The sequence below is a fragment of the Amycolatopsis sp. A1MSW2902 genome (genome assembly GCF_017312175.1).
In the GTDB taxonomy this organism is placed as follows: Bacteria; Actinomycetota; Actinomycetes; order Mycobacteriales; family Pseudonocardiaceae; genus Amycolatopsis; species Amycolatopsis nivea.
Genome location: NZ_QJPO01000001.1, coordinates 6,546,739 through 6,566,623, shown reverse-complemented (window position 1 = coordinate 6,566,623; position 19,885 = coordinate 6,546,739). Strand labels below are relative to the sequence as shown.

General features: G+C 70.2%; 18 protein-coding genes. 8 read left to right on the top strand and 10 right to left on the bottom strand.

Annotated features, from left to right (window positions below; all coding sequences use genetic code 11):
* The first annotated feature begins 2 nt into the window (after positions 1 to 2).
* From DMP23_RS30255 to tsaE, 7 genes are read left to right on the top strand one after another with little or no spacing between them, the layout of a single operon-like run.
* Positions 3 to 1,445: an NAD(P)H-hydrate dehydratase gene (locus DMP23_RS30255; RefSeq protein WP_238608632.1), complete on the top strand. Its 1,443-nt coding sequence runs from the start codon at positions 3 to 5 to the stop codon at positions 1,443 to 1,445.
* A gap of 50 nt (positions 1,446 to 1,495) precedes the next feature.
* The gene (locus DMP23_RS30250; RefSeq protein ID WP_238608631.1) at positions 1,496 to 2,320 is read left to right on the top strand and encodes a DeoR/GlpR family DNA-binding transcription regulator; all 825 of its coding nucleotides are present in this window, start codon (positions 1,496 to 1,498) and stop codon (positions 2,318 to 2,320) included.
* Positions 2,310 to 3,743 (top strand): xylulokinase, encoded by a 1,434-nt coding sequence (xylB, locus tag DMP23_RS30245; RefSeq protein WP_043835269.1) that lies wholly within the window; start codon positions 2,310 to 2,312, stop codon positions 3,741 to 3,743. The genes DMP23_RS30250 and xylB overlap by 11 nt, the downstream gene beginning before the upstream one ends.
* A gap of 3 nt (positions 3,744 to 3,746) precedes the next feature.
* A complete protein-coding gene (locus DMP23_RS30240) occupies positions 3,747 to 4,847 on the top strand; it encodes an ABC transporter ATP-binding protein (protein WP_043835267.1) in 1,101 nt (366 codons plus the stop codon).
* Between the two features lie 29 nt (positions 4,848 to 4,876).
* Positions 4,877 to 5,998: an alanine racemase gene (alr, locus tag DMP23_RS30235; protein ID WP_337823216.1), complete on the top strand. Its 1,122-nt coding sequence runs from the start codon at positions 4,877 to 4,879 to the stop codon at positions 5,996 to 5,998.
* The gene (locus tag DMP23_RS30230) at positions 5,995 to 7,083 is read left to right on the top strand and encodes an alpha/beta fold hydrolase (protein WP_238608630.1); all 1,089 of its coding nucleotides are present in this window, start codon (positions 5,995 to 5,997) and stop codon (positions 7,081 to 7,083) included. Before alr ends, DMP23_RS30230 begins: the two co-directional genes overlap by 4 nt.
* Positions 7,080 to 7,535 (top strand): tRNA (adenosine(37)-N6)-threonylcarbamoyltransferase complex ATPase subunit type 1 TsaE, encoded by a 456-nt coding sequence (gene tsaE, locus DMP23_RS30225; RefSeq protein WP_275291651.1) that lies wholly within the window; start codon positions 7,080 to 7,082, stop codon positions 7,533 to 7,535. Before DMP23_RS30230 ends, tsaE begins: the two co-directional genes overlap by 4 nt.
* 21 nt (positions 7,536 to 7,556) lie before the next feature.
* Here the strand turns inward: tsaE and DMP23_RS30220 are convergent, their stop codons facing one another.
* On the bottom strand, positions 7,557 to 9,215 hold the full coding sequence (locus tag DMP23_RS30220) for a DUF2207 domain-containing protein (RefSeq protein ID WP_337823215.1): 1,659 nt from the start codon (positions 9,213 to 9,215) through the stop codon (positions 7,557 to 7,559).
* Positions 9,216 to 9,613: 398 nt separating this feature from the next.
* Between DMP23_RS30220 and DMP23_RS30215 the strand changes: the two genes are divergently transcribed.
* The gene (locus DMP23_RS30215) at positions 9,614 to 10,681 is read left to right on the top strand and encodes a neutral zinc metallopeptidase (RefSeq protein WP_337823214.1); all 1,068 of its coding nucleotides are present in this window, start codon (positions 9,614 to 9,616) and stop codon (positions 10,679 to 10,681) included.
* Positions 10,682 to 10,763: 82 nt separating this feature from the next.
* Here DMP23_RS30215 and DMP23_RS30210 read toward each other — a convergent pair whose 3' ends face one another.
* The 9 genes from DMP23_RS30210 to DMP23_RS30170 all read right to left on the bottom strand — a co-directional run bounded on the left by DMP23_RS30210 (position 10,764) and on the right by DMP23_RS30170 (position 19,790).
* Entirely contained in the window at positions 10,764 to 12,173 is a 1,410-nt protein-coding gene (locus tag DMP23_RS30210; RefSeq protein WP_337823213.1) for an MFS transporter, read from the bottom strand.
* Positions 12,174 to 12,538: 365 nt separating this feature from the next.
* Entirely contained in the window at positions 12,539 to 13,855 is a 1,317-nt protein-coding gene (locus tag DMP23_RS30205) for a carboxyl transferase domain-containing protein (protein ID WP_337823212.1), read from the bottom strand.
* Positions 13,852 to 15,273 (bottom strand): acyl-CoA synthetase, encoded by a 1,422-nt coding sequence (locus DMP23_RS30200; RefSeq protein ID WP_337823211.1) that lies wholly within the window; start codon positions 15,271 to 15,273, stop codon positions 13,852 to 13,854. The genes DMP23_RS30205 and DMP23_RS30200 overlap by 4 nt, the downstream gene beginning before the upstream one ends.
* Positions 15,274 to 15,382: 109 nt before the next feature.
* On the bottom strand, positions 15,383 to 16,129 hold the full coding sequence (locus DMP23_RS30195) for an ESX secretion-associated protein EspG (RefSeq protein WP_134670360.1): 747 nt from the start codon (positions 16,127 to 16,129) through the stop codon (positions 15,383 to 15,385).
* 2 nt (positions 16,130 to 16,131) lie between these two features.
* Positions 16,132 to 17,427: a hypothetical protein gene (locus tag DMP23_RS30190; protein WP_337823210.1), complete on the bottom strand. Its 1,296-nt coding sequence runs from the start codon at positions 17,425 to 17,427 to the stop codon at positions 16,132 to 16,134.
* Positions 17,427 to 18,053 (bottom strand): DUF3558 domain-containing protein, encoded by a 627-nt coding sequence (locus tag DMP23_RS30185; protein ID WP_337823209.1) that lies wholly within the window; start codon positions 18,051 to 18,053, stop codon positions 17,427 to 17,429. The genes DMP23_RS30190 and DMP23_RS30185 overlap by 1 nt, the downstream gene beginning before the upstream one ends.
* Entirely contained in the window at positions 18,053 to 18,697 is a 645-nt protein-coding gene (locus tag DMP23_RS30180; RefSeq protein ID WP_337823208.1) for a DUF3558 domain-containing protein, read from the bottom strand. Before DMP23_RS30180 ends, DMP23_RS30185 begins: the two co-directional genes overlap by 1 nt.
* Positions 18,697 to 19,302: a DUF3558 domain-containing protein gene (locus DMP23_RS30175; protein WP_337823207.1), complete on the bottom strand. Its 606-nt coding sequence runs from the start codon at positions 19,300 to 19,302 to the stop codon at positions 18,697 to 18,699. The genes DMP23_RS30180 and DMP23_RS30175 overlap by 1 nt, the downstream gene beginning before the upstream one ends.
* Complete coding sequence (locus tag DMP23_RS30170; RefSeq protein WP_037816225.1) at positions 19,299 to 19,790, bottom strand: PE domain-containing protein; 492 nt, start codon at positions 19,788 to 19,790, stop codon at positions 19,299 to 19,301. The genes DMP23_RS30175 and DMP23_RS30170 overlap by 4 nt, the downstream gene beginning before the upstream one ends.
* Between the last annotated feature and the right edge of the window lie 95 nt (positions 19,791 to 19,885).

Below are 19,885 nucleotides of genomic sequence, written 5' to 3'. Positions count from 1 at the left end.
CCGTGCAGGGAATCTGGACTACAGAACGGATTCGCGCGGCGGAGGACCTGCTGCTCGCGCGCACTCCGGACGGCGAGCTGATGCGCCGCGCCTCCTTCGGCCTCGCCGCCGAAGTGGCCGGGTTGCTGGCCGAGGACACCGGCGGCGTCTCCGGTCGGCGGGTGGTGCTGCTGGTCGGCTCGGGCAACAATGGCGGCGATGCGTTGTGGGCTGGCGCTTTCCTGCGTCGGCGCGGGGTCGCGGTGGCCGCGGTATTGCTGAAGCCGGAGAAGGCTCATCCGGCGGGATTGGCCGCACTGCGGCGATCCGGCGGTCGCGTGGTGTCCATAGCGGACAGTCCACAGTGGATCGAACGGGCGGACGTCGTCGTGGACGGCATCGTCGGCATTTCGGCTCGCGGCCCGTTGCGTCCGGAAGCGGCCGAGTTGGTCGCGCGGATCGAAGCGCCGGTAGTGGCGGTGGATCTGCCGAGCGGCGTCGACCCGGATACCGGCGCGGTCGACGGTCCGCACGTCACCGCCGCGCGCACGGTCACTTTCGGGGCGCTCAAGCCCGTGCACGTGCTGGCCCCGGAGGAATGCGGCGAGGTCGTGCTGGTGGATATCGGCCTGCGGCCCTGGCTGGACGAGCCGGATCTGCGGCGCCTTGACCTGGCCGACGTCGCCGAGGCGTGGCCGATCCCCGGTCCGGAGGACGACAAATACACCCAGGGCGTAGTCGGGATCGCGGCCGGATCGGCGACTTACCCCGGCGCGGCGGTGCTCGCGTCCGGTTCTGCGGTGCGTGCGACGGCGGGCATGGTCCGCTACGCCGGACACGCCGCGGACGTCGTGCGCTCGCGCTGGCCGGAGATCGTCGCGACCGGCTCGGTCACCGACGCGGGCCGGGTGCAGGCGTGGGTGGTCGGCCCGGGCATCGGCACCGGCGGCGAGGGTCGCGAGATCCTGCGGCACATCCTCGGCCAGGGCGTCCCGGTCTGCGCGGACGCCGACGCCACCACGATCATCGCGAACACCCCCGAAGTCCTCGACGCCCGCGACCCGGACACTCCGCTCGTGCTCACCCCGCACGCCGGCGAGTACGAACGCCTGATGGGCCGCCGCCCGGGCGCGGATCGGGTCGCCGCGGCGCGGGAAGCGGCGAAGAAGTACGACGCGGTTGTGCTGCTGAAAGGCCACTGCACGGTCGTCGCCGCCCCGGACGGCCGTGTCGCGGTGAACACCCCACGCGGGTCGTGGCTGGCTACCGCTGGTTCCGGCGACGTGCTGACCGGCCTGGTCGGGTCGCTGCTCGCCGCCGGGCTCGACCCGTGGCTGGCCGCCGCGGCCGCCGCGCAGGTGCATTCGCTGGCCGGGGCGCTCGCCGCCGATGACGTGCCGACGTCGGCGTCGGGTCTGGTCGACGCCATCCCCGCCGCGCTCCGATTGGTTCGCGCGACCGCATAGTTATCGAGTTACGTGTTAACTCGGCTCGCGATATCTGGTAAGAACAAGATGTGAGTCGAGACACGCCAGGACGGCCGAAGACGCGCCCGTCCGACGCCGCAGTGGAGCAGCGGCGGCAGGACATCCTCGACTACGTCATTGACCAGGGCGAAGTCCGCATCGACGACCTCACCGCGCGGTTCGGCGTGAGCCTCATGACGATGCACCGCGACCTGGACGAACTCGCCGACAAGCGGTTGCTCCGGAAGCTGCGCGGCAAGGTCGAGGCGTATCCCGCGCTCACCATGGAGACCGCCAGCCGGTTCACGCTGCACTCGGCCGAGAAGGAAGCCCTCGCGGACCTCGCGATCCAGCAGGTCGAGCCCGGCCAGGCGGTGTTCGTTGACGACTCCACCACGCTGTTCCCGCTGGTCGAGCGGCTGGCCCGGGTCGAGCGCCTCACCGTCATCACCAACTCGCTGCAGGCCGCGCGGCTGCTGGGCACCGGCGTCGACGTGGTCCTCGCCGGCGGGCATTACCACCCCGAGTACGACTCCTGCTCCGGTCCCGACGTCCTCGCGCTGCTCGAGCGCATTCGCGTGGACATCGCGTTCGTCTCGGTGAGCGCGGTCGCGGTGGGCAGGCTGTTCCACCCGGTCCGCGACTACGCCGAGCTGAAGAAGGCCGTGCTGCGCGCCGCGAACCGCAATGTGCTGGTGCTCGACCACTCGAAGTTCGGCCGCACCGCGACGTACGCGCACGGCACTGTCGGCGATTACGACCTTCTGATCACCAGCGAAGCCACTCCCACCGAGGAGATCGAGGCGGCGCTGAACGAAGGCACGGCGGTCGAGGCCGCGGAGTACGTCGAGGAGGGGCAGCCCTATGACAGCTGAGCTGGTGGCCGGGGTCGATTCGTCGACCCAGTCGACCAAGGTCGTGGTCTGCGACGCACGCACCGGCGAGGTCGTGCGCACGGGTCGCGCACCGCATCCGGACGGCACCGAGGTCGACCCCGCAGCGTGGGCGCAAGCGTTTGCGGACGCCACTCGCGACGTGCTCGACGGGGTCAAGGCGATCGGCGTCGGCGGGCAGCAGCACGGCATGGTCACGCTCGACGAGGCGGGCGAGGTCGTCCGGCCCGCGTTGCTGTGGAACGACACCCGCTCCGCGCAGGCGGCCAAGGACCTCACCGACGAACTGGGCGGACCCGGTGTCTGGGCGAAGTCGGTCGGCCTGGTGCCGGTCGCGAGCTTCACCGTCACCAAGCTCCGCTGGCTCGCCGAGCACGAACCGGAGAACGCCGATCGCGTCGCGCGCGTTCTGCTGCCGCACGACTGGCTGACCTGGCGGCTGCTCGGTCGCCCGGAAACCGCGGTCACCGATCGCGGCGACGCCTCCGGCACCGGGTATTTCTCGCCGACGGACAACACTTACCGGCACGACGTCCTCGCGCACGCGTTCGGCGGTCGCACCCCGGATCTGCCGACGGTGCTCGGCCCGTCCGACGTCGCCGGGCACACCAGCGACGGCATGCTCGTCTCCGCGGGCACCGGCGACAACATGGCCGCCGCCCTCGCGCTCGAACTGGCCCCGGGCGACGCGGTGATCTCGATCGGCACCAGCGGCACGGTTTTCGGCGTCACCGAGACCGGCGCGGCGGACGCGAGCGGCCTGGTCGCCGGATTCGCCGACGCCACCGGCCGGTTCCTCCCGCTGACCGCCGCCCTCAACGCCGCGCGCGTGCTCACCGCGGGCGCGGCGATGCTCGGCGTCGACCTGGCCGAATTCGACCGGCTCGCGCTGTCCGCCGAACCGGGTGCGGGCGGGCTCACACTGCTGCCGTACCTCGACGGCGAGCGCACCCCGAACCTGCCCGGCGCGACCGGTTCGCTGCACGGTCTGACCAGGGCGAACATGACGCCGGAGAACGTCGCGCGGGCGACCGTCGAGGGCATGGTCTGCGGGTTGGCCGCCGGGCTCGACGCGGTGCGCGCGCAGGGCATGGCGGTGAAGCGCGTGCTGCTCATCGGCGGCGGCGCGCAGTCCGCCGCGGTGCGGGCGATCGCGCCGATCGTGCTCGGCCTGCCCGTCGTGATCCCCGAGGTCGGCGAGTACGTCGCGCTCGGCGCCGCGCGGCAGGCCGCCTGGGCGCTCGCGGGCACCGCTGAGCCGCCGACCTGGCACGGAACCGAAAACCGGCTCGAACTGGGCGAGCCGACCGGGGCGCTGCGCGCCGCGGGCATCGAGATCCAGCAACGCCACCTCGAGGCGCGCGAGGCCGCGCACGGGGTTTCCGCGAAATTGGGAGAGGACTGACCGATGGCCAGCATCACCTACGACAAGGCGACCCGGCGCTACTCCGGGACCGAGCGTCCCGCGGTCGACGCGCTGGACCTGGAGATCGCCGACGGCGAGTTCCTCGTGCTGGTCGGGCCGTCGGGGTCGGGCAAGTCCACCGCGCTGCGGATGCTCGCGGGCCTGGAGGACATCGACGAGGGCGCGGTCTGGATCGGCGACCGCGACGTCACCCAGCTGCCGCCGCGTTCGCGCGACATCGCGATGGTGTTCCAGAACTACGCGCTGTACCCGCACATGACGGTCGCGCAGAACATGGGCTTCGCACTGAAGATCGCCGGGCGGCCCGCGTCGGAGATCAAGCAGAAGGTGCTCGACGCGGCGAAGCTGCTGGACATCGAGCAGTACCTGGACCGCAAGCCGAAGGCGCTGTCCGGCGGTCAGCGCCAGCGCGTCGCGATGGGCCGCGCGATCGTGCGCGAACCGCAGGTCTTCCTCATGGACGAGCCGCTGTCGAACCTCGACGCGAAGCTGCGCGTTTCGACCCGTACGCAGATCGCCGCGCTGCAGCGCCGGCTCGGCGTCACCACCGTGTACGTGACCCACGACCAGGTCGAGGCCATGACGATGGGTGACCGTGTCGCGGTGCTGTCGGACGGTCTGCTGCAGCAGTGCGACACCCCGCGCGCCCTGTACGACCGGCCCGCAAACGTTTTCGTCGCGGGCTTCATCGGCTCCCCGGCGATGAACCTGGTCGCCGCGAAGCTCACCGCGGACGGCGCCGAGGTCGGCGGCGTGCAGGTGCCGCTCAAGCCCGAGGTCCGGTCCGCGGCCGACGGCGACACGGTCACCATCGGTTTCCGCCCGGAGTCGCTGGAGGTCACCACCGACACCGCCGGCTCGCTGCCGATCAAGGTCGAACTGGTCGAGGAGCTGGGCTCGGACGCCTACGTCTACGGCAAGCTCGGCGCCGGCGTCGAGGAGAGCGCCGAGGGTTCGTCACGCAACGTGGTCGCCCGCGTCGACCCGCGTACGCCCCCCGGCATGGGCGACACCCTGCACCTGCGGATCCGTCCGGACGAGCTGCACGTGTTCTCCGGCACGTCCGGGCAGCGTCTCTCCTGAGCCGATAGCGTGGGAAACTGGCAGTCGTTATGACTGCCAGTTCTCCGCACGCCGAGACCGTGGTCGATCTCGGCGCAGTGCGCCACAACGTTTCCTTGCTGGCCGCCCGGGCCCCCGGCGCGGCCGTGATGTGCGTGGTCAAGGCCGACGGGTACGGCCACGGCGCGGTCCCGGTCGGCCGCGCCGCGGTCGAGGCAGGGGCGAGCTGGCTCGGCACCTGCTCGCTGCGGGAAGCCCTCGACCTGCGGGCCGCGGGTCTGTCCGTGCGGCTGTTCAGCTGGCTGGACGTGCCGGAGCTGGATTTCACGCCCGGCATCGAGGCGGACATCGACCTCGGCGTCAGTTCCCTCGGCGAGCTGGCCCGGGTCGACGCCGCCGCGGAGCGGGCCGGGAAGCGCGCCCGCGTGCACCTCAAGATCGACACCGGACTGAGCCGCAACGGCTGCCCGCCCGCTGCCTGGCCTGAGCTGGTCGAAGCGGCGGCCAAGGCGCGCGGCGTCGAGGTCGTGGCCATCTGGTCGCACCTGGCCTGCGCTGACGAGCTGGGGCACGCGTCGATCGACGCCCAGGCGAAGCTGTTCACCGAGGCTTACGACGCGGCCCGCGCCGCCGGTCTCGACCCGATCCGGCACCTGGCGAACTCCGCGGCCACGCTCACGAGGCCGGACCTGCACTTCGAGATGGTCCGCCCGGGCATCGCGATGTACGGCCTCAACCCGGTGCCCACCGACGACGACCTGCGTCCGGTGATGACCTTCCGGTCGACCGTGGTGCTCACCAAGCCGCTGGCGGCAGGCGAATCCGTCTCCTACGGACACACCTGGACCGCGCACGAGGACACCACGCTCGCGCTCGTGCCCGCCGGATACGCCGACGGGGTGCCGCGCACGCTGTCCGGCCGGATGGACGTCTGGCTCGGCGGGAAGCGACGGCCGGTCGTCGGGCGGGTCTGCATGGACCAGCTGGTGGTCAACGTCGGCAACGAGGACGTGCCCGCCGTGGGCGACGAAGTGGTGCTGTTCGGATCGGGCCGCTCGGGAGAGCCGACCGCGCGCGAGTGGGCGGACAAGATCGGCACCATCGACTACGAGATCGTCACCTCGATGTACCGGCCACGCGTGCACCGCCGGTACGTGGGGGAGCGGGCGTGACTCCTTCGGCGCGACTGTGGGCGATCGTCGGCGGAGTCGGAGCGGTAGTGACGGGTGCGGCAGCGGCAGTTGTCGCGTCGCAGCAACGCAAACCGACCGAAGATCCGTTCGCCGACGAGCCGTTGGGCGAGCTGAAGCCGGACCGGACGTCCACTGTCGCGGCGGAAGACGGTACGCCGCTGTCTGTCGAGGAGATCGATCCTGAGGACGGCGAGCAGCCAGAGCTGACTCTCGTCGGCGTACACGGCTTCGCGCTTTCGCGGCGCTCGTGGCACTTCCAACGCCGCGACGTCGCTTCACTGCGGCTGCCGCGCGTACGGCAGGTCTACTTCGACCATCGCGGTCACGGCCTGTCCGGAGAAGCGTCCACGGAGACCTCGACGATCGAACAGCTCGCGCACGACCTCGACAGCGTGCTGCGCGCGATAGTGCCCGAAGGGCCGATCGTCCTCATGGGACATTCCATGGGCGGCATGGTGATCATGGAGCTGGCCGCGCAACGGCCAGACCTCTTCGAGGACCGCGTATGCGGCGTCGCGTTCATCGCGACCGCGGCGGGCGAAGTCGGCGCGCGCGGGTTACCAAGGCCGTTGCTGTCCAAGTACAACCCGCTTACGCGCGGCGTCGGCGAGCTGGCTGGGTGGCAACCCGGATTGGTGGAGTTCGTCCGCGCGGCCGGCGGTCAGCTGACCCGGCAGGCAGTGCGCCGGCTCGCGTTCGGCAGCCGTGACGTCTCGCCGCGGCTGGTCGACTTCATGCTCGAAATGCTCGCGGTGACGCCGGTGCGCGGCCTGATCAACTTCGTGGACACCCTCGGCAGCCACAATCGCTACGCGGTGCTTGCCGGGCTGAACCACGCGCAAGTGCTGGTCATCGGCGGCGATTCGGACCGCTTCACGCCGTTCGCGCACGCCGAGCGCATCGCCGCGGAGCTGCCGGACGCCGAGCTGGTGCGCGTGCGCGGAGCCGGGCACATGGTGCAGCTCGAACAGCCCGAGCTGGTGAACAGCCATCTCATCGACCTGCTGCAGCGCTGTGGTGGCAGCGCCGCGCCGAACCGGCGAAACTGGTGGTGGACAAAGTGATTCTGGAAACCCCCGAGGACACGATGGCCTTCGGGCGGACGCTGGGCGCGGCCCTGCGCGCGGGCGACGTGGTGCTGCTGGACGGTCCGCTCGGCGCCGGGAAAACCACGCTGACCCGAGGGATCGCGGACGGTCTCGGGGTCGGCGGACGGGTCAGCTCGCCGACCTTCGTGCTGGCGCGGGTGCACGCCGCCGGGGCGGCTGGGGTGCCGCTGATCCACGTGGACGCGTACCGGCTCGGCGGCGATCTGTCCCAATTGGACGACCTCGATCTGGACACTGACCTGGAATCGTCCGCCGTGGTCGTCGAATGGGGCGAGGGCAGCGCGGAGCGGCTGTCGGAGGACCACCTGGTCGTCCGCCTGACCCGGCACGACGACGACACCCGGACCGTCGTGCTGGAACCGCACGGCTCCTGGACCACCCGGGTCGACGAGCTGCAAGCCGCCTAGCGCTTCCCGTCCGGCACTCCGCTACGACCCGGTTTTCGACGGTTCCTTCGTCAGCGCGTGGTTGAGCGCGGCCAGGAAGGCCAGCAGCCGGGGGCCGAAGCGACGCAGGTCATCGTCCTGTTCGACGCCGCCGTACCAGGAGAGGCCGGCTTGGCCGTCGGCGTCCGGGTCCAAGTCGGCGAACGCGCCGAGCCAGCGTTCGGTGTCGCCGAGCACCACCGCGTACGGCAGAGAACGGGAGAACACCATCTCGCGGTCCGCCGGGCGTTCGATGTCTTCCGCGCGCACCCGGTGCAGGTAGCGCAACAGCCCGCGGATCTGGCCGGCGACCGCGCGGCCGCGGGCGGTGCGGGACGGCAGCAGCGCGCGAGCCGCGGCGAGACCCAGGCCGGCGAGCGCGACCGCGACGCCCAGCAGCGCGTGCCCGACGGTGAACGAAAGCACCGCCGTCGCGACCAAGCCGAGCACGAACAGCAGGATGCCGGGCAGCGCCAGCACCCCGCGCGAGGTGTCCGGACGACGCGAGAACCATTGGCTGGCAACGACGTCCCGGTACATGGAGTCCTGGATCGGTGCCGCGTCGAGTTCGCTCAGCCGGGACAGCAGGACGGTGTCGGTTCCTTCCGGCAGCAGAGTTTCGTAGACCACCCGCTCGAAATCGCGCAGGTGCTCGTCCGGCGGGTTCCGCCGCGAGATCTGCCAGTCCGGACCGGGAAGCTCGGCCAGCCACAGGTAATTCCGCACCGCCAGATCGACGACGGTGGCCGCGATGTCCACCGGGTCCACCGACTCGTCCATCACGGTGCCGATCTGCCCGGGAAGCACCCCGTCCGGAGAAGCGAACCAAGTTCGGCCGTTTTCCCGCAACAGAACTTCGATTGTGGTATCGCCGGTGCTGGTCGCGAGTTCGTCTTGCTTTCGGCGCCGCCATACGAATAGCGCGGCGGCAATCAGCAAAACGGCAACCACGGCGAAGCCGATGACGGACGGCAAGGTGAGCGAGAATGCCGCCGCCAATGCGCTGGCCGGCACGAAATCGGCATTCGCCGGTGCGGTTCCCGGCGGCAGCCCGACCGACAGTTCCATCCGCGCGCCCGGCGGCAAATCGTTCTGCTGCAGCCGCAGCACGCCGGTGTGGTCGACCTCGGACAGCGTGCACGGCTGGTTCGCGCCGATCGAACAGGTCACCGGTGCCATCTGGCGGGCCGGGGCGAGGAAGGACGCCTTGATTTCCTTCACCGGCTGGTCGAAGCCGCCCGCGACGAGTGCGCGCACCTGCTGGCCGCCGCCCTGGTCGGCGAGGGCGCCGGCGAGGGTGTAGACGACGGTGGATTCGCCCGCGCCGAAGGTGAGCGTCAACTGGTCGTCGGCTTGCGCGACGGCGCCGCCGCCGGTGGCCTTCGCGTCCCGCACCGTGTAGCGGAGGTCCTGCCCGTCGTCGGCGGGCAGCCGCAACGGCAAGGTGGACACCAACCGCTGTCCACCGGGGACAGTCACCTTCTCAGTGACCTGGAAGCCGCCGTCGCGCAACAGTTTAAGTGCGATTTCCGCAGTCGCTTCGGGGGACGCTTGCGCATTCTCGGAATGCCGCCCGGTTCCGGAGAAGGCCGCCGCCGGACTCGCGCCGGATAGCACCGCCAATGCCGCGATCGCCGCCGCGGAAACCCATTTCCTCGCCACGGCAGCAGAGCCTAGAGCACACCGGCTAGGCTGGGTGCCCCGGCAGTGAAAAAAAGCCGGATTACGCGAATCACGCAATCGCAGGGGGAACGATGACCTGGCCACCGCAAGGCGGTCCTTATCCGGTGCCGCCGGGAGCCGCCCCGCTCCCGCCGCCGCGGCCGCTGCCGCCCGGGATGCCGCCGGGCGCCGGGATGTCAGGCGGAGGGGTGGCGGGGCCGGGGATGCCGCCGGGACAGCAGTTTCCGGGCGGGCCGCCGGTTCCGCCGGCACCGCAGTTCCCTCCCGGGCCGCCGTATCCCGCTGCCGGACCGGCAGTTCCGTTGCCGCCGCCTGCCGCGCCGTTGCCGCCGCCGCAGGTCGCTCCGGCGCCGGGACCATTCGCTGCGTCCCCTGGCGTGCCCGCGCCGGCATTCGGTGCGGGTGCCCGGCTCGACGGCTATCGCGCCGAGCGACCGCCGAAGAAATCGCACACCGGGGTGATCGTGCTGGTGTCGGTGCTCGGCGCGATCGTGCTGGTCGTCGGGGGACTGGCAGCGCTCGGTGCGGCCGTGCACAAAGACAAGCGCGTCGACGCGGCGAGCACCCCGCCGCCGACGTATTCCCCGATCTCCAGGGAAACGTCGCCCACCCGGTACACCACCGAAAGCAGCACTTCGGCCACGACCGCCTCGACAACCAGGGAAACCCGCGAAACCACCAGCGACTCGGAACCGGCGTCCGAGGCCCCGCCGGCGCCCCGCGGCCCGCAACCGGTGAAGGAGACCGCGCGGAACCCGCTGTTCGCCAGCGCCGACGCCGGATTGCAGAACGTGGCGTGCACGCTCAGCCGCTGGGGTTCGGACCGGGCAGGCGCGGAACGGTTCTTCCAGTCCGGCATCCGCTGCCTGAACACGGTGTGGGCGCCGGTGCTCGGCGACGCGGGCCTTCCGTTCGAGGGCCCGAACCTGGTGGTCGCGCAGTCCGGCCAGATGCAAAGCCCGTGCACTTCGTCCGGCGACAATTTCGCCGCCTACTACTGCCCGACGAACGAGACCATCTACATGCCGATGGACAAGCTCCAGATCGAGCAGTACGGCGCGCATCCCGGCATCTACCTCGCGGTGCTGGCCCACGAATACGGGCACCACGTGCAGAACCTGTCCGGCGTCGAGGATGCGATGAGCGAACAGCGGTACGACGCGGGCGCCGACTCCGCCGCCGGGCTGGAGCTGTCCCGCCGTCTGGAACTGCAGGCGCAGTGCTTCTCCGGCATGTTCCTCGGTGCGTCGTCGAGCGCGGGCGGGTCGATCGACCGCAACATCTACAACGAGGCCTGGGACTCCGAGGACCGCGGGGACCACGGCGACGGTCCTCGCGACCACGGCACCGACGAGCACTCCATCGCCTGGTGGCGCCAGGGCGCGACGAAGAACCGCACCCAGCAGTGCAACACCTGGACGGCGAACTCCTCCGACGTGGCCTGACCCGCCACGACGAGCTGCAAGCGGCCTGAACGCCAAGAAGGGCCCCTCGAACGCGAGGGGCCCTTCTCAGCTCGTCAGGCGGTTACTGGCCGGCCTTGGCCGCCGCGTCCTCCGAAGCGGACAACGACGGAGAAGACCCCGGCAACGGCCTCTTCGCGGTCTCCTTCAGCTTCAGCAGCGTGATCACACCGACCACGCCGGCGATCATCAGGTAGTACCCGGGCCACTTGAGATCCCCGGTCGCCAGCACCAGCGCGCTCATCACCAGCGACACCGTCCCGGCGAACGCGGACACGAAGATGTTGAACGAGATCGACAGCCCGCCGTAGCGGACCTCGGTCGGGAACAACGCGGGCAGCGTCGACGGGCAGGTCGAGGAGAAGCAGATCAGCAGCAGTCCCATCAGGACCAGGCCGAGCAGCACCGAGATCAGCGACCCGCTCTTGAGCAGCAGCACCATCGGAAGGCCGAGCACGATCAGCCCGCCCGCGCCGACCCACAGGATCGGCTTGCGGCCGACCTTGTCGCTGAGCCTGCCGAGCAGCGGGATGAGCAGCACGCCCAGCCACAGCACGCCGATCTGCAGCCATTCCGCCGCGGTCGCCGAGATCGCCTGCCCGCCGTTCGCGGACATCGTGCGGTCGTCCTTCAGGTAGGTCGGCATGTAGCTGGTGAGCATGTAGTTGGTGACGTTCCAGGTCACCACGAGCCCGCCGGCCAGCAGCATCGTCGGCCAGTACTTCGCGAAGATCGTGCGGACCACGTGCTTGGCTTCGGCGTCCTCGCGCTTGCCCGACTCGTCGAGCAGCTGCTGGAAGGCGGGCGTCTCCTCGAGCTTCGTCCGCAGGTAGACCCCGACGATGCCGAGCGGAAGCGCCACCATGAACGGGATCCGCCAGCCCCAGGTGTCCATGAAGGCCGGCGTCGAAACCAGCGGCAGCACCGACGAGACGGTCGCGCCCAGCGCGTACCCGATGAAGGTGCCGAACTCCAGGAAGCTGCCGAAGTAGCCGCGGCGGCGGTCCGGGCTGTACTCGGCGATGAACGTCATCGCGCCGGCGTACTCGCCGCCGGTGGAGAAGCCCTGCAGGACCCGCGCGCACACCAGCAGGATCGGCGCGGCCAGCCCGATCGAGGAGTACGACGGGATCAGTCCGATGAGGAACGTGCCGGTCGCCATCAGGATGACCGTCACCGCGAGCACCTTGGTCCGGCCGATCTTGTCGCCGAGCGGGCCGAAGAACAGGCCGCCGAGCGGACGCACCAGGAACGCCACCGCGAAGGTCGCGAACGTCGCGAGCTGGGCCAGCGCGGGATTGCCGGGCGGGAAGAACTGTGCCTCGATGGTCGTGGAGAGGTAGCCGTAGACCCCGAAATCGAACCACTCGGTGATGTTGCCGACCGCGGCCGCGCCGACCGCCCGGCGCATTGTCGCGTCGTCCGTGACGGTGGCGCCGCCCGACGGCCCCCTCCCGTCTGCTGCCTCTGTCACATCGCTCCCTTCGCGTTTTCGGGACTCACTGCGCAGAGCCCCTGACATCACCTACCGCGAGCGGTCCAAAGCCTAACGTGACACGTCTCACTCCCGCTCGGGGGTAGCGCAGGTAACGCAGACCGGGGACCATGCGTTGTAGCAGGTAGATACCTGTAAAACCCCATCAACTCGCACGCGTCGGCCAGCGGATCATCCGGATTCGCCGACGGCATTCGACGCGCGCAACCCGTGAGGAGGAGCCGCAATGACGGCAGTATTCGTGGCCATCGCAAGCTGTGCAACCGCGGGAGTCGCTGTAGCGGCCACCCTCGCGTCCTACGCGCAGCGCAAGTGGCGGGTCCGCGCCGTCGAGGCGTGACCCGTTAGGACTCGACGATCCCGGCTGCCAGGCCGAGGCCGACCAGGTCCTGCGGACGCAACCGCAGCTGGTCGGCCACGGCCGGCACGTCGGTCATCGGGCGTTTCAGGATCGCCGCCGCGGCTTCCGGGGAAGTGACCGAGAAGTAGGCGTCCGGGGCGATCCACGTCGTGCCTTCAGCGGCGAAAGCCAGCGCGCCGCCGGAACCGCCCTCGCCGATCACCAGCGTCGTGACCGGCACCGCGGCGGTGGTGATCGCCTCGAACAGCTCCGCGATCGCTGGTCCGATCCCGCCTTCTTCCGCTTCCGCGTCGTTCGCCGCGCCGGGAGTGTCCACCAGAGTCAGCACCGGAATCCCTAGTCGGGACGCCAGCCGGACGAGTCGTGCCGCAGTGCGGAAACCTGCCGGGCGCGTCGCGGTGCCGCACTGTGCCGCGTACGCGATCGCGCGGCCGTCTCGCCAGCCGAAGCCACATTGGACGCCTTCGTCCACGTGACCGGCACGGTCGCCTTGTACGTTCTCTCGCCAGTCGAAGTACGCGTCGAGGTACTCGAGTGCGCGCGCTCGCGAAGAGGCGCGCGCCGCTCGTACAGCGTCCCAGCCGGTTTCGGGCAGCGCGGCGTTGCGAAGGGCTTTTGGCGGGGGAGCGGGCTCTGTCGACGGAGAAGCCAACAGCCGTAGCCATCGCGCGAGTACGTCGCCCAGTTCATTTGTCTCAACGAGACGGTCGACTTGGCCCCACTCAAGCTTCGCTTCGACGGTGTACGCCTCTGCGGGCGACGTCGCAGGCCGTACGCGGGAGCCAGCGAAGCCCACTTGGGCGTCTGGCAGTCCCAACACGACGTCGGAACCGGCACCGAGCGTCGCCCAGCCGCCGCCGGTGGACGGGTCGCGCAGAACGGAAATCTGCGGGACCGCCGCCGCGCGTGCTTCCGCGGCGGCGCGCGCGATTCGCTGGAGCTGGGAAAGCGCGCGCATGCCGTGCTGCATCCGGCTGCCGCCCGTCGCGACCAGCGAAACCACGGGCAGTCCACGCTCTTTCGCGTGCGCGAAGGCGGCTTCGACGCGATCGCCGGTTTGCTGCCCGATCGAACCGCCGAGGAAGCCGAACTCCCAGGCGATCAGCACCGTGGGCACGTCGCCGACGCGGCCTTCCCCGACGACCACCGATTCGGTTTCGCCCGTGCGCGCGGCGGCTGCGGCCCGAGCTTCCGGATACCCCGGCCAGCCGAGCGGATCGTCCGCCGGAGTGTCCGCGACGGGCAGATCGGTGAACCCGGCGGAGAGGCCGGCCAGCAGCTCGCGCGCGGTCGTCCTCATCCCAGCGCTCGCTTCATGACCTTGCCCATGTCGTTGCGCGGCAACGCATCCAGGTATCGCACGACGCGCGGCCGCTTGTGCGGGGCGAGCAGCTTCGACACGTGGTCGGCGAGTTGCTCGACCGTCGGGCGTTCGCCGTCCGGCACGACCCACGCGACGATCCGTTCGCCGAGGTCGTCGTCCGGTTCGCCGGTCACCGCGACCTCGGCGACGTTCGGGTGTTCCAGCAGCGCGTTCTCGATCTCGCCCGCGCCGATCTTGTAGCCGCCGCTCTTGATCAGGTCGGTGGCCTTGCGGCCGACGATCCGGACGTAGCCGTCGGGGTCGCGGGTGGCCATGTCGCCGGTGCGGAACCAGCCGCCGTCGAGCGCGGCGGCGGTCGCGTCCGGGCGGTTGAGGTACTCGGTGAACAGATTCGGCCCGCGGACCTGGATCTCGCCGACCGCGTCGGGCTCCTCGACCGCGGCCCCGGTCTCGTCGACCAGCCGCAGGTCGACCCCGGCGAGCGGGACGCCAACCGAACCCGGCTTGCGCTCGCCGTCGGCGCGGACGCTGGTGTTCATCAGCGTTTCGGTCATGCCGTAGCGCTCCACGACCTGCTGTCCGGTCGCGGCGGTGATCCGCTGGTGGTCGTGGACCGGCAGCGCGGCCGAGCCGGAGACCAGCAGCCGCGCGGACTTGAGCGCGTCGGCGAGGGCTTCGTCGGTCGCGACCGCTTCGGCGATCCGGTGGTACATCGTCGGGACGCCGAATAGCATCGTCGCGCCGTTCGCGAGTTCCGCAGTGACGCCTTCGAGGGAGAACCGGCCGAGGTGGCGGACCGAGCCGCCGCGCCGCAGCGGACCGAGGATGCCGAGGATCAGGCCGTGGACGTGGAACAGCGGGAGGCCGTGGACGAGCACGTCGTCGGCCGTCCACTGCCAGGCGTCCTCGAGCGCGTCGAGCGTGGTCGCGATCGCGCGGCGGGGGAGTACGACACCCTTGGGCGGACCAGTCGTGCCGGACGTGTAGACGATGAACGCGGGCGCTTCGGCGTCCGGCTCGCTGGCCGGCGGCTTCCCGTCGCCCTCCAGCGGAATGTCGCGCCGCGGCAGGTCGAGCGCGGCGGGCAGTTCGACGCCGGGCTCGGCGAGCACCAGCGCGGGCTCGCTGTCGGCGAGGATGTGGCCGAGTTCGCGTTCGCCGATCTTGGGGTTGAGCGGCACCACCGGAACCCCGGCGAGCAACGCGGCGACCACCGCGACGCTGGTGTGCAGCGTCGGCGTCGCCCACACCGCGACCCGGCGGTCCCGCGGCAGCTCGGCGGCCAGCGCCCCGGCGACCGCGCCGAGTTCGGCGTAGGTGAGTTTTCGGTCGCCGAAGCGCAGCGCTTCCTTGCCGGATCCGGCGGCGACTGCGGGAAACAGCGGATCGGGCACTTTCGCGGACCTCCTGCGTCACCGGCACCTGGAACCGCACCGTACCGCCTTGTGGCGCTCGCCACCTGCGACGCGATTCACAGATCCTGATTGTCAGGGGTACCCAGGTTCAGGCGAGATTATCGAGCAGCGCGCGCACCCGCTCGACCATCGTTTCGTACCGGGCCGGTGCGACGTTCACGTACCGCTCGCCGCCGTCGGTTTCGGAGAACGAGAACAGGTAGCGCCCGTGCTCGGTGTCGTAATACGTGCAGATGTCGCGCCCGCTGATCCGCCGCCCGCCGAGCCCGTCGCGAACCGCCGCGGTGATCTGCCCGCCGCCTGCCCTCGGCAACGCGGCGACGTCGAGCAGATGCCGGACGTCCTGCCGCGCCGGGCCGCCGTCGATCGCCAGGTTCAACGCCGATTCCGGCACCGACACCGCCTGCCCCTGCGCGGGCTGGACGCGCGGCAACTCCCGGATCAAATCCTCGGCCAGCGCCTCGGCTCGCGCCGGCCGCAACACGACCGTGCTAGTGGACGGCATGTGGCAGGCGAGCACCGCGTCCTTGTTCGAGGCCGCGACGACCAGCCGATACCGCCGGTCCCGCCCGCTCTCGACGGTCGCCGACAGCTCGCTGGCCCCACGGCACAACACGGTCATGGTCCGGACGAACGTCTCGTCCAGACCGCCGCGCCCCCACACACCTTGGTCGGCCATCGCGCTCACCGCGGCTTCGCGGTACGCGCGCATCTCCTCGGGGTCGCGCCAAAGCGGATCGGGCGCGAGCGCCGCCGGGAGCGAAACCCCAGCCAGTTCCGCCGCGAGGGGCAGGCAGTCGGCAGGGAGCACCACCTCGCGGGCGAGCACGAGCATCGTCAGAGCCCGATCACCGGCGGAACCGCCTTCGGAAGGTCCCCGATGAGGGCGGCGTCAGGATCCTGCTCGACCAGGTAGTCGGCGGTCTCGTGGACGAGGTCTTCTTCCCCCTCGCCCTTCTGGCCGCGGCCCATCGCACCCGCGCCCATGCCGGGTGCCCCCGCGCGCCCGTTGGCGCCCGCCGCTGCTCCGCCTCGCCCGGCGGCTTCCGCGTTGCCGAACGGTCCCGTGCCGGTTCCCGCTCCTCGGCCGACGCTGTTGCCGTTGCCCGTGTTGCCCGTGTTCCCGAGGCTGCCCGCGTTGCCGCCGCCGGTTCCGGGGAGCCCCGGCGTGAACAGGCCGCTGCCGCCCCCGCCGGTGGTGTTGGGGTTGCTGCTGTTGACCGACCAGGAGTTGGGATTGCCGGTGCTGGTGGGGTTGTTGACGCTCGTCAGGTCCGGCGGAACGTAACTGGACGTCCGGGTGTCGTCCGGCAGGTTGTTGTGCGGGGGAACGTATTTGCCGGGCGTCTCCGTCGGGTTGGTGTGCGGCGGAGGCCCCGGATCCCACCGATGGGTCTCCGAAGGAGGCAAGGTCCCCGGCGGCCCAGTGCGATCGTTGGTGTGGTCGCGGTGGCTGGTGCCGCCGTCGGTGCCGCCCGTGCTGCCGGTGGTTTCGCCGACGTAGCCGCCCTCGGAGTACGTCCCAGCGGTGCCGCCGGGGCCACCCGGGGTGTAGTGCGTGGGCAAATGCGCGGTGCCGGTGCCGCCGGGCTGGGTGATGGTGAAGTCACCGCCTGCGGAGGGGAGGGCTAGCTCGCCGTATTGCGACGGGTCCGCCCAGCGAGCGGAGTTCTCCGTCGATTCCCCGTGATAAGACTCGTAACTGCTGACGACTTCTTGCGCTTTCTTGTTCCACGCGTCGATTTCGTCGGCACGGTTGGAGAGGAAGGACAACGGGGTGTCGCTGACCCAGTCGTCCGACGGTTTGTCCCCGAGATCGCCGACCGACGCGATTTTGTCGCGCAGCCCCTCGAAGGAACCGCCCTGGCCGGAGTAGAGCGCCTCCGCCTGCGCGAGGTGCTGGCCACTGGTCTGGGAAGCCTGGACCAGCGGCCCGGCCCCGACGTAGGCCCGCCCGGCGGCGTCGCCCTTCCAGTACTCGTCCATCGCGCTCTGGAGCTGCCGCATTTCGTTGGCGATGTCCTCGTGCTGAGCGGAGAGCGCCGCCGACTGGTCGGAACCGTGGAACATGCCACCGGAACCCTTGCCGGATTTGACCAGGCGAACGATTTCCTGCGGGGAGAGGTTGCCCATCAAGCACCTGCCTTGAGAGTGGTGACGGCAGCGGCGGCGGTTTTCGCTGCCAATGCGCACGGGTCGGCATAGCCGGGGAACGATTTGTCGAGCAGCACGGAGGCGGTGAAGGTCTCGTCGTCCTTGATTCCGACGGCGATTTGGCAGCCGCCGCGTTTCCGGTCGTCGGTGGTCCCTGCGAAGACGGCGGGGTAGCCGTTGACGTCGGGTGCTGCTTCGAAGTAGCCGGATTCGCTGTCGGCGTTGGTGTAGGCGCCGGCGAGGCCGCCCTGCCCGGGGAGCAACCCGAGGCCGACGCTGTTGTCCCTGTCGTCGTACCAGGTGCACAGCGGTGCGACGAGGCCTTTGCCCTGCCGGTGGCGAACGGCGTTGATGACCTCGGTCGCCTGGGCCTGGCTGAGCAGGGCGCAGGGGTTCTGCTCGTACTTGGTGGCGTCGAGGGGGTTACTCACCTTGGGCACGCTGCGCGTGGTGCTCGTCGGTGCCGAGGACGACTCGGGTGTCGCCGGAACCGGAGTGCCTGGAGTCGAGGAGCAGGCAGTGACGGCGAGCAAAACGAGACTCCCTGCCGCCGCGAAGGTGACCGGTTTTGCCGACTCGGGCCCAGTGACGATGCGGCTCGTCATCACGTACCGGCCTTGATCGTCGTGATGGCGGCCGCGGCCGTTTTGACTGCCAGCGAGCACGGATCCTGATAGAGCGGCGATTGCGGCTGGAGCAGGATCGAACTGGTGAAGGTTTCGTCGTCTTTGATCCCGACGATGGCCTGGCAGCCGCCGCTTTTCCGGCTGTCGGTCGTTCCGGAAAGAACCGCCGGATAGCCATCGATCTCGGGGATCGCTTCGAAGTAGCCAGACTGGCTGTCCTGGTGCTGGTAAGCGCTGGCCAAGCCGCCCTGGTGCGGGAGGAGCCCGAGTCCGATCCGGTTGCCGTCGGCGTCAATCCAGCTGCAGATGGGCGCGACGGCGCCTGCGGCCTGGCGGTTGCGGACGGAGTTGATGAGCTGGGTCGCCTGGGCTTGGCTGAGCAGGGCGCAGGGGTTCTGCTCGTACTTGGCGGCGTCGAGCGGGTTGCTCACCCGCGGCACGCTGCGCGACGTGCTCGTCGGTGCGGAAGATGGCTGCGGCGTTGCCTGGGTCGGTGTTCCGGAAACGGACGAACAGGCTGTCATAGCGAGCAACAGCAGACTGCCGGTCGTAGCGAGCGCGACGGGCTTCGCGGGTTCTGCTGCTCTGGGCCGGATGATGTCCAGCACGGCACGGGCTGCCATCACGTACCTGCCTTGATCGTCGTAACAGCAGCGGCGGCCGTTTTCACCGCGAGCGAGCATGGGTCGTTGTAGAGAGGCGACGTCGTTCGAAGGCGCACGGATGCGGTGAAGAGTTCGTCGTCTTTGATTCCGACGGCGATTTGGCAGCCGCCGCGTTTCCGGTCGTCGGTGGTGCCCGCGAAGACGGCGGGGTAGCCGTTGACGTCGGGTGCGGCTTCGAAGTAGCCGGATTCGCTGTCGGCGTTGGTGTAGGCGCCGGCGAGACCGCCCTGCCCGGGAAGGAGCCCGAGGCCGACGCTGTTGTTGTCGGCGTCGTACCAGGTGCAGATGGGCGCGACGAGGCCCTTGCCCTGGCGATTGCGGACGGAGCTGATGACCTCGGTCGCCTGGGCTTGGCTGAGCAGGGCGCAGGGGTTCTGCTCGTACTTGGCGGCGTCGAGCGGGTTGCTCACCTTGGGCACGCTGCGCGACGTGCTCGTCGTTGCCGAGGACGACGACTCAGGTGTCGCCGGAACCGGTGTGCCCGGGGTCGAGGAGCAGGCAGTGACGGCGAGCAGAACGAGGCCGCTGGTCGCGGCGAGAGCGATGCGCTTCACCCGGTTCATCCTTGCTTGCGCAGGCTGCTCGTGTTGGCGTGGTCTTGTTTCTCGTACTTGGCGATGGCGTCTTGCAGCTTGTCCGCGTACCCCTGTGCGTAGGCCTGTTGCTGCTGAAGGCTGGCCAAGTATGCGTCGGCATGGCCGTCAGCCGCCTTCTTTTGCAGCGTGCTGGCCGGGTCTTCGGCGGGCGGGGGAACGACCTTCAGCTGGTCACCGGTTCGGATCATGTCGTTGAGCTTGTCCGCGATCCCCTGCCACTTGGGCTGCAGCTTCCGCATCGCGTCGACGTCCATGTTGAACCCGCCGCCCGCCGCGGCGGCGTTTACCTTCGCGTCCTCTGCCGCGCGCTGCTGGTAGACGCGTACGCCGTTGGAGTTCATCGCTTCGCCGAACTGCTTGTCCTGGCGGTCGCGCTTGGCCTGCTCTTCCGGGTCGACGTACCCCGCGCGACCGTCCACCGGCTGGCTGTTGCTGGACGACTGCCCATTGCCCACGACGACGCTCCCCCTCGCTCCCGGCGGCACTGTCTGCGACTGCCGATGCTCTGACTGAGCTTAATCGGTCGAGGTTCCCCGTGTGGACAAAATCC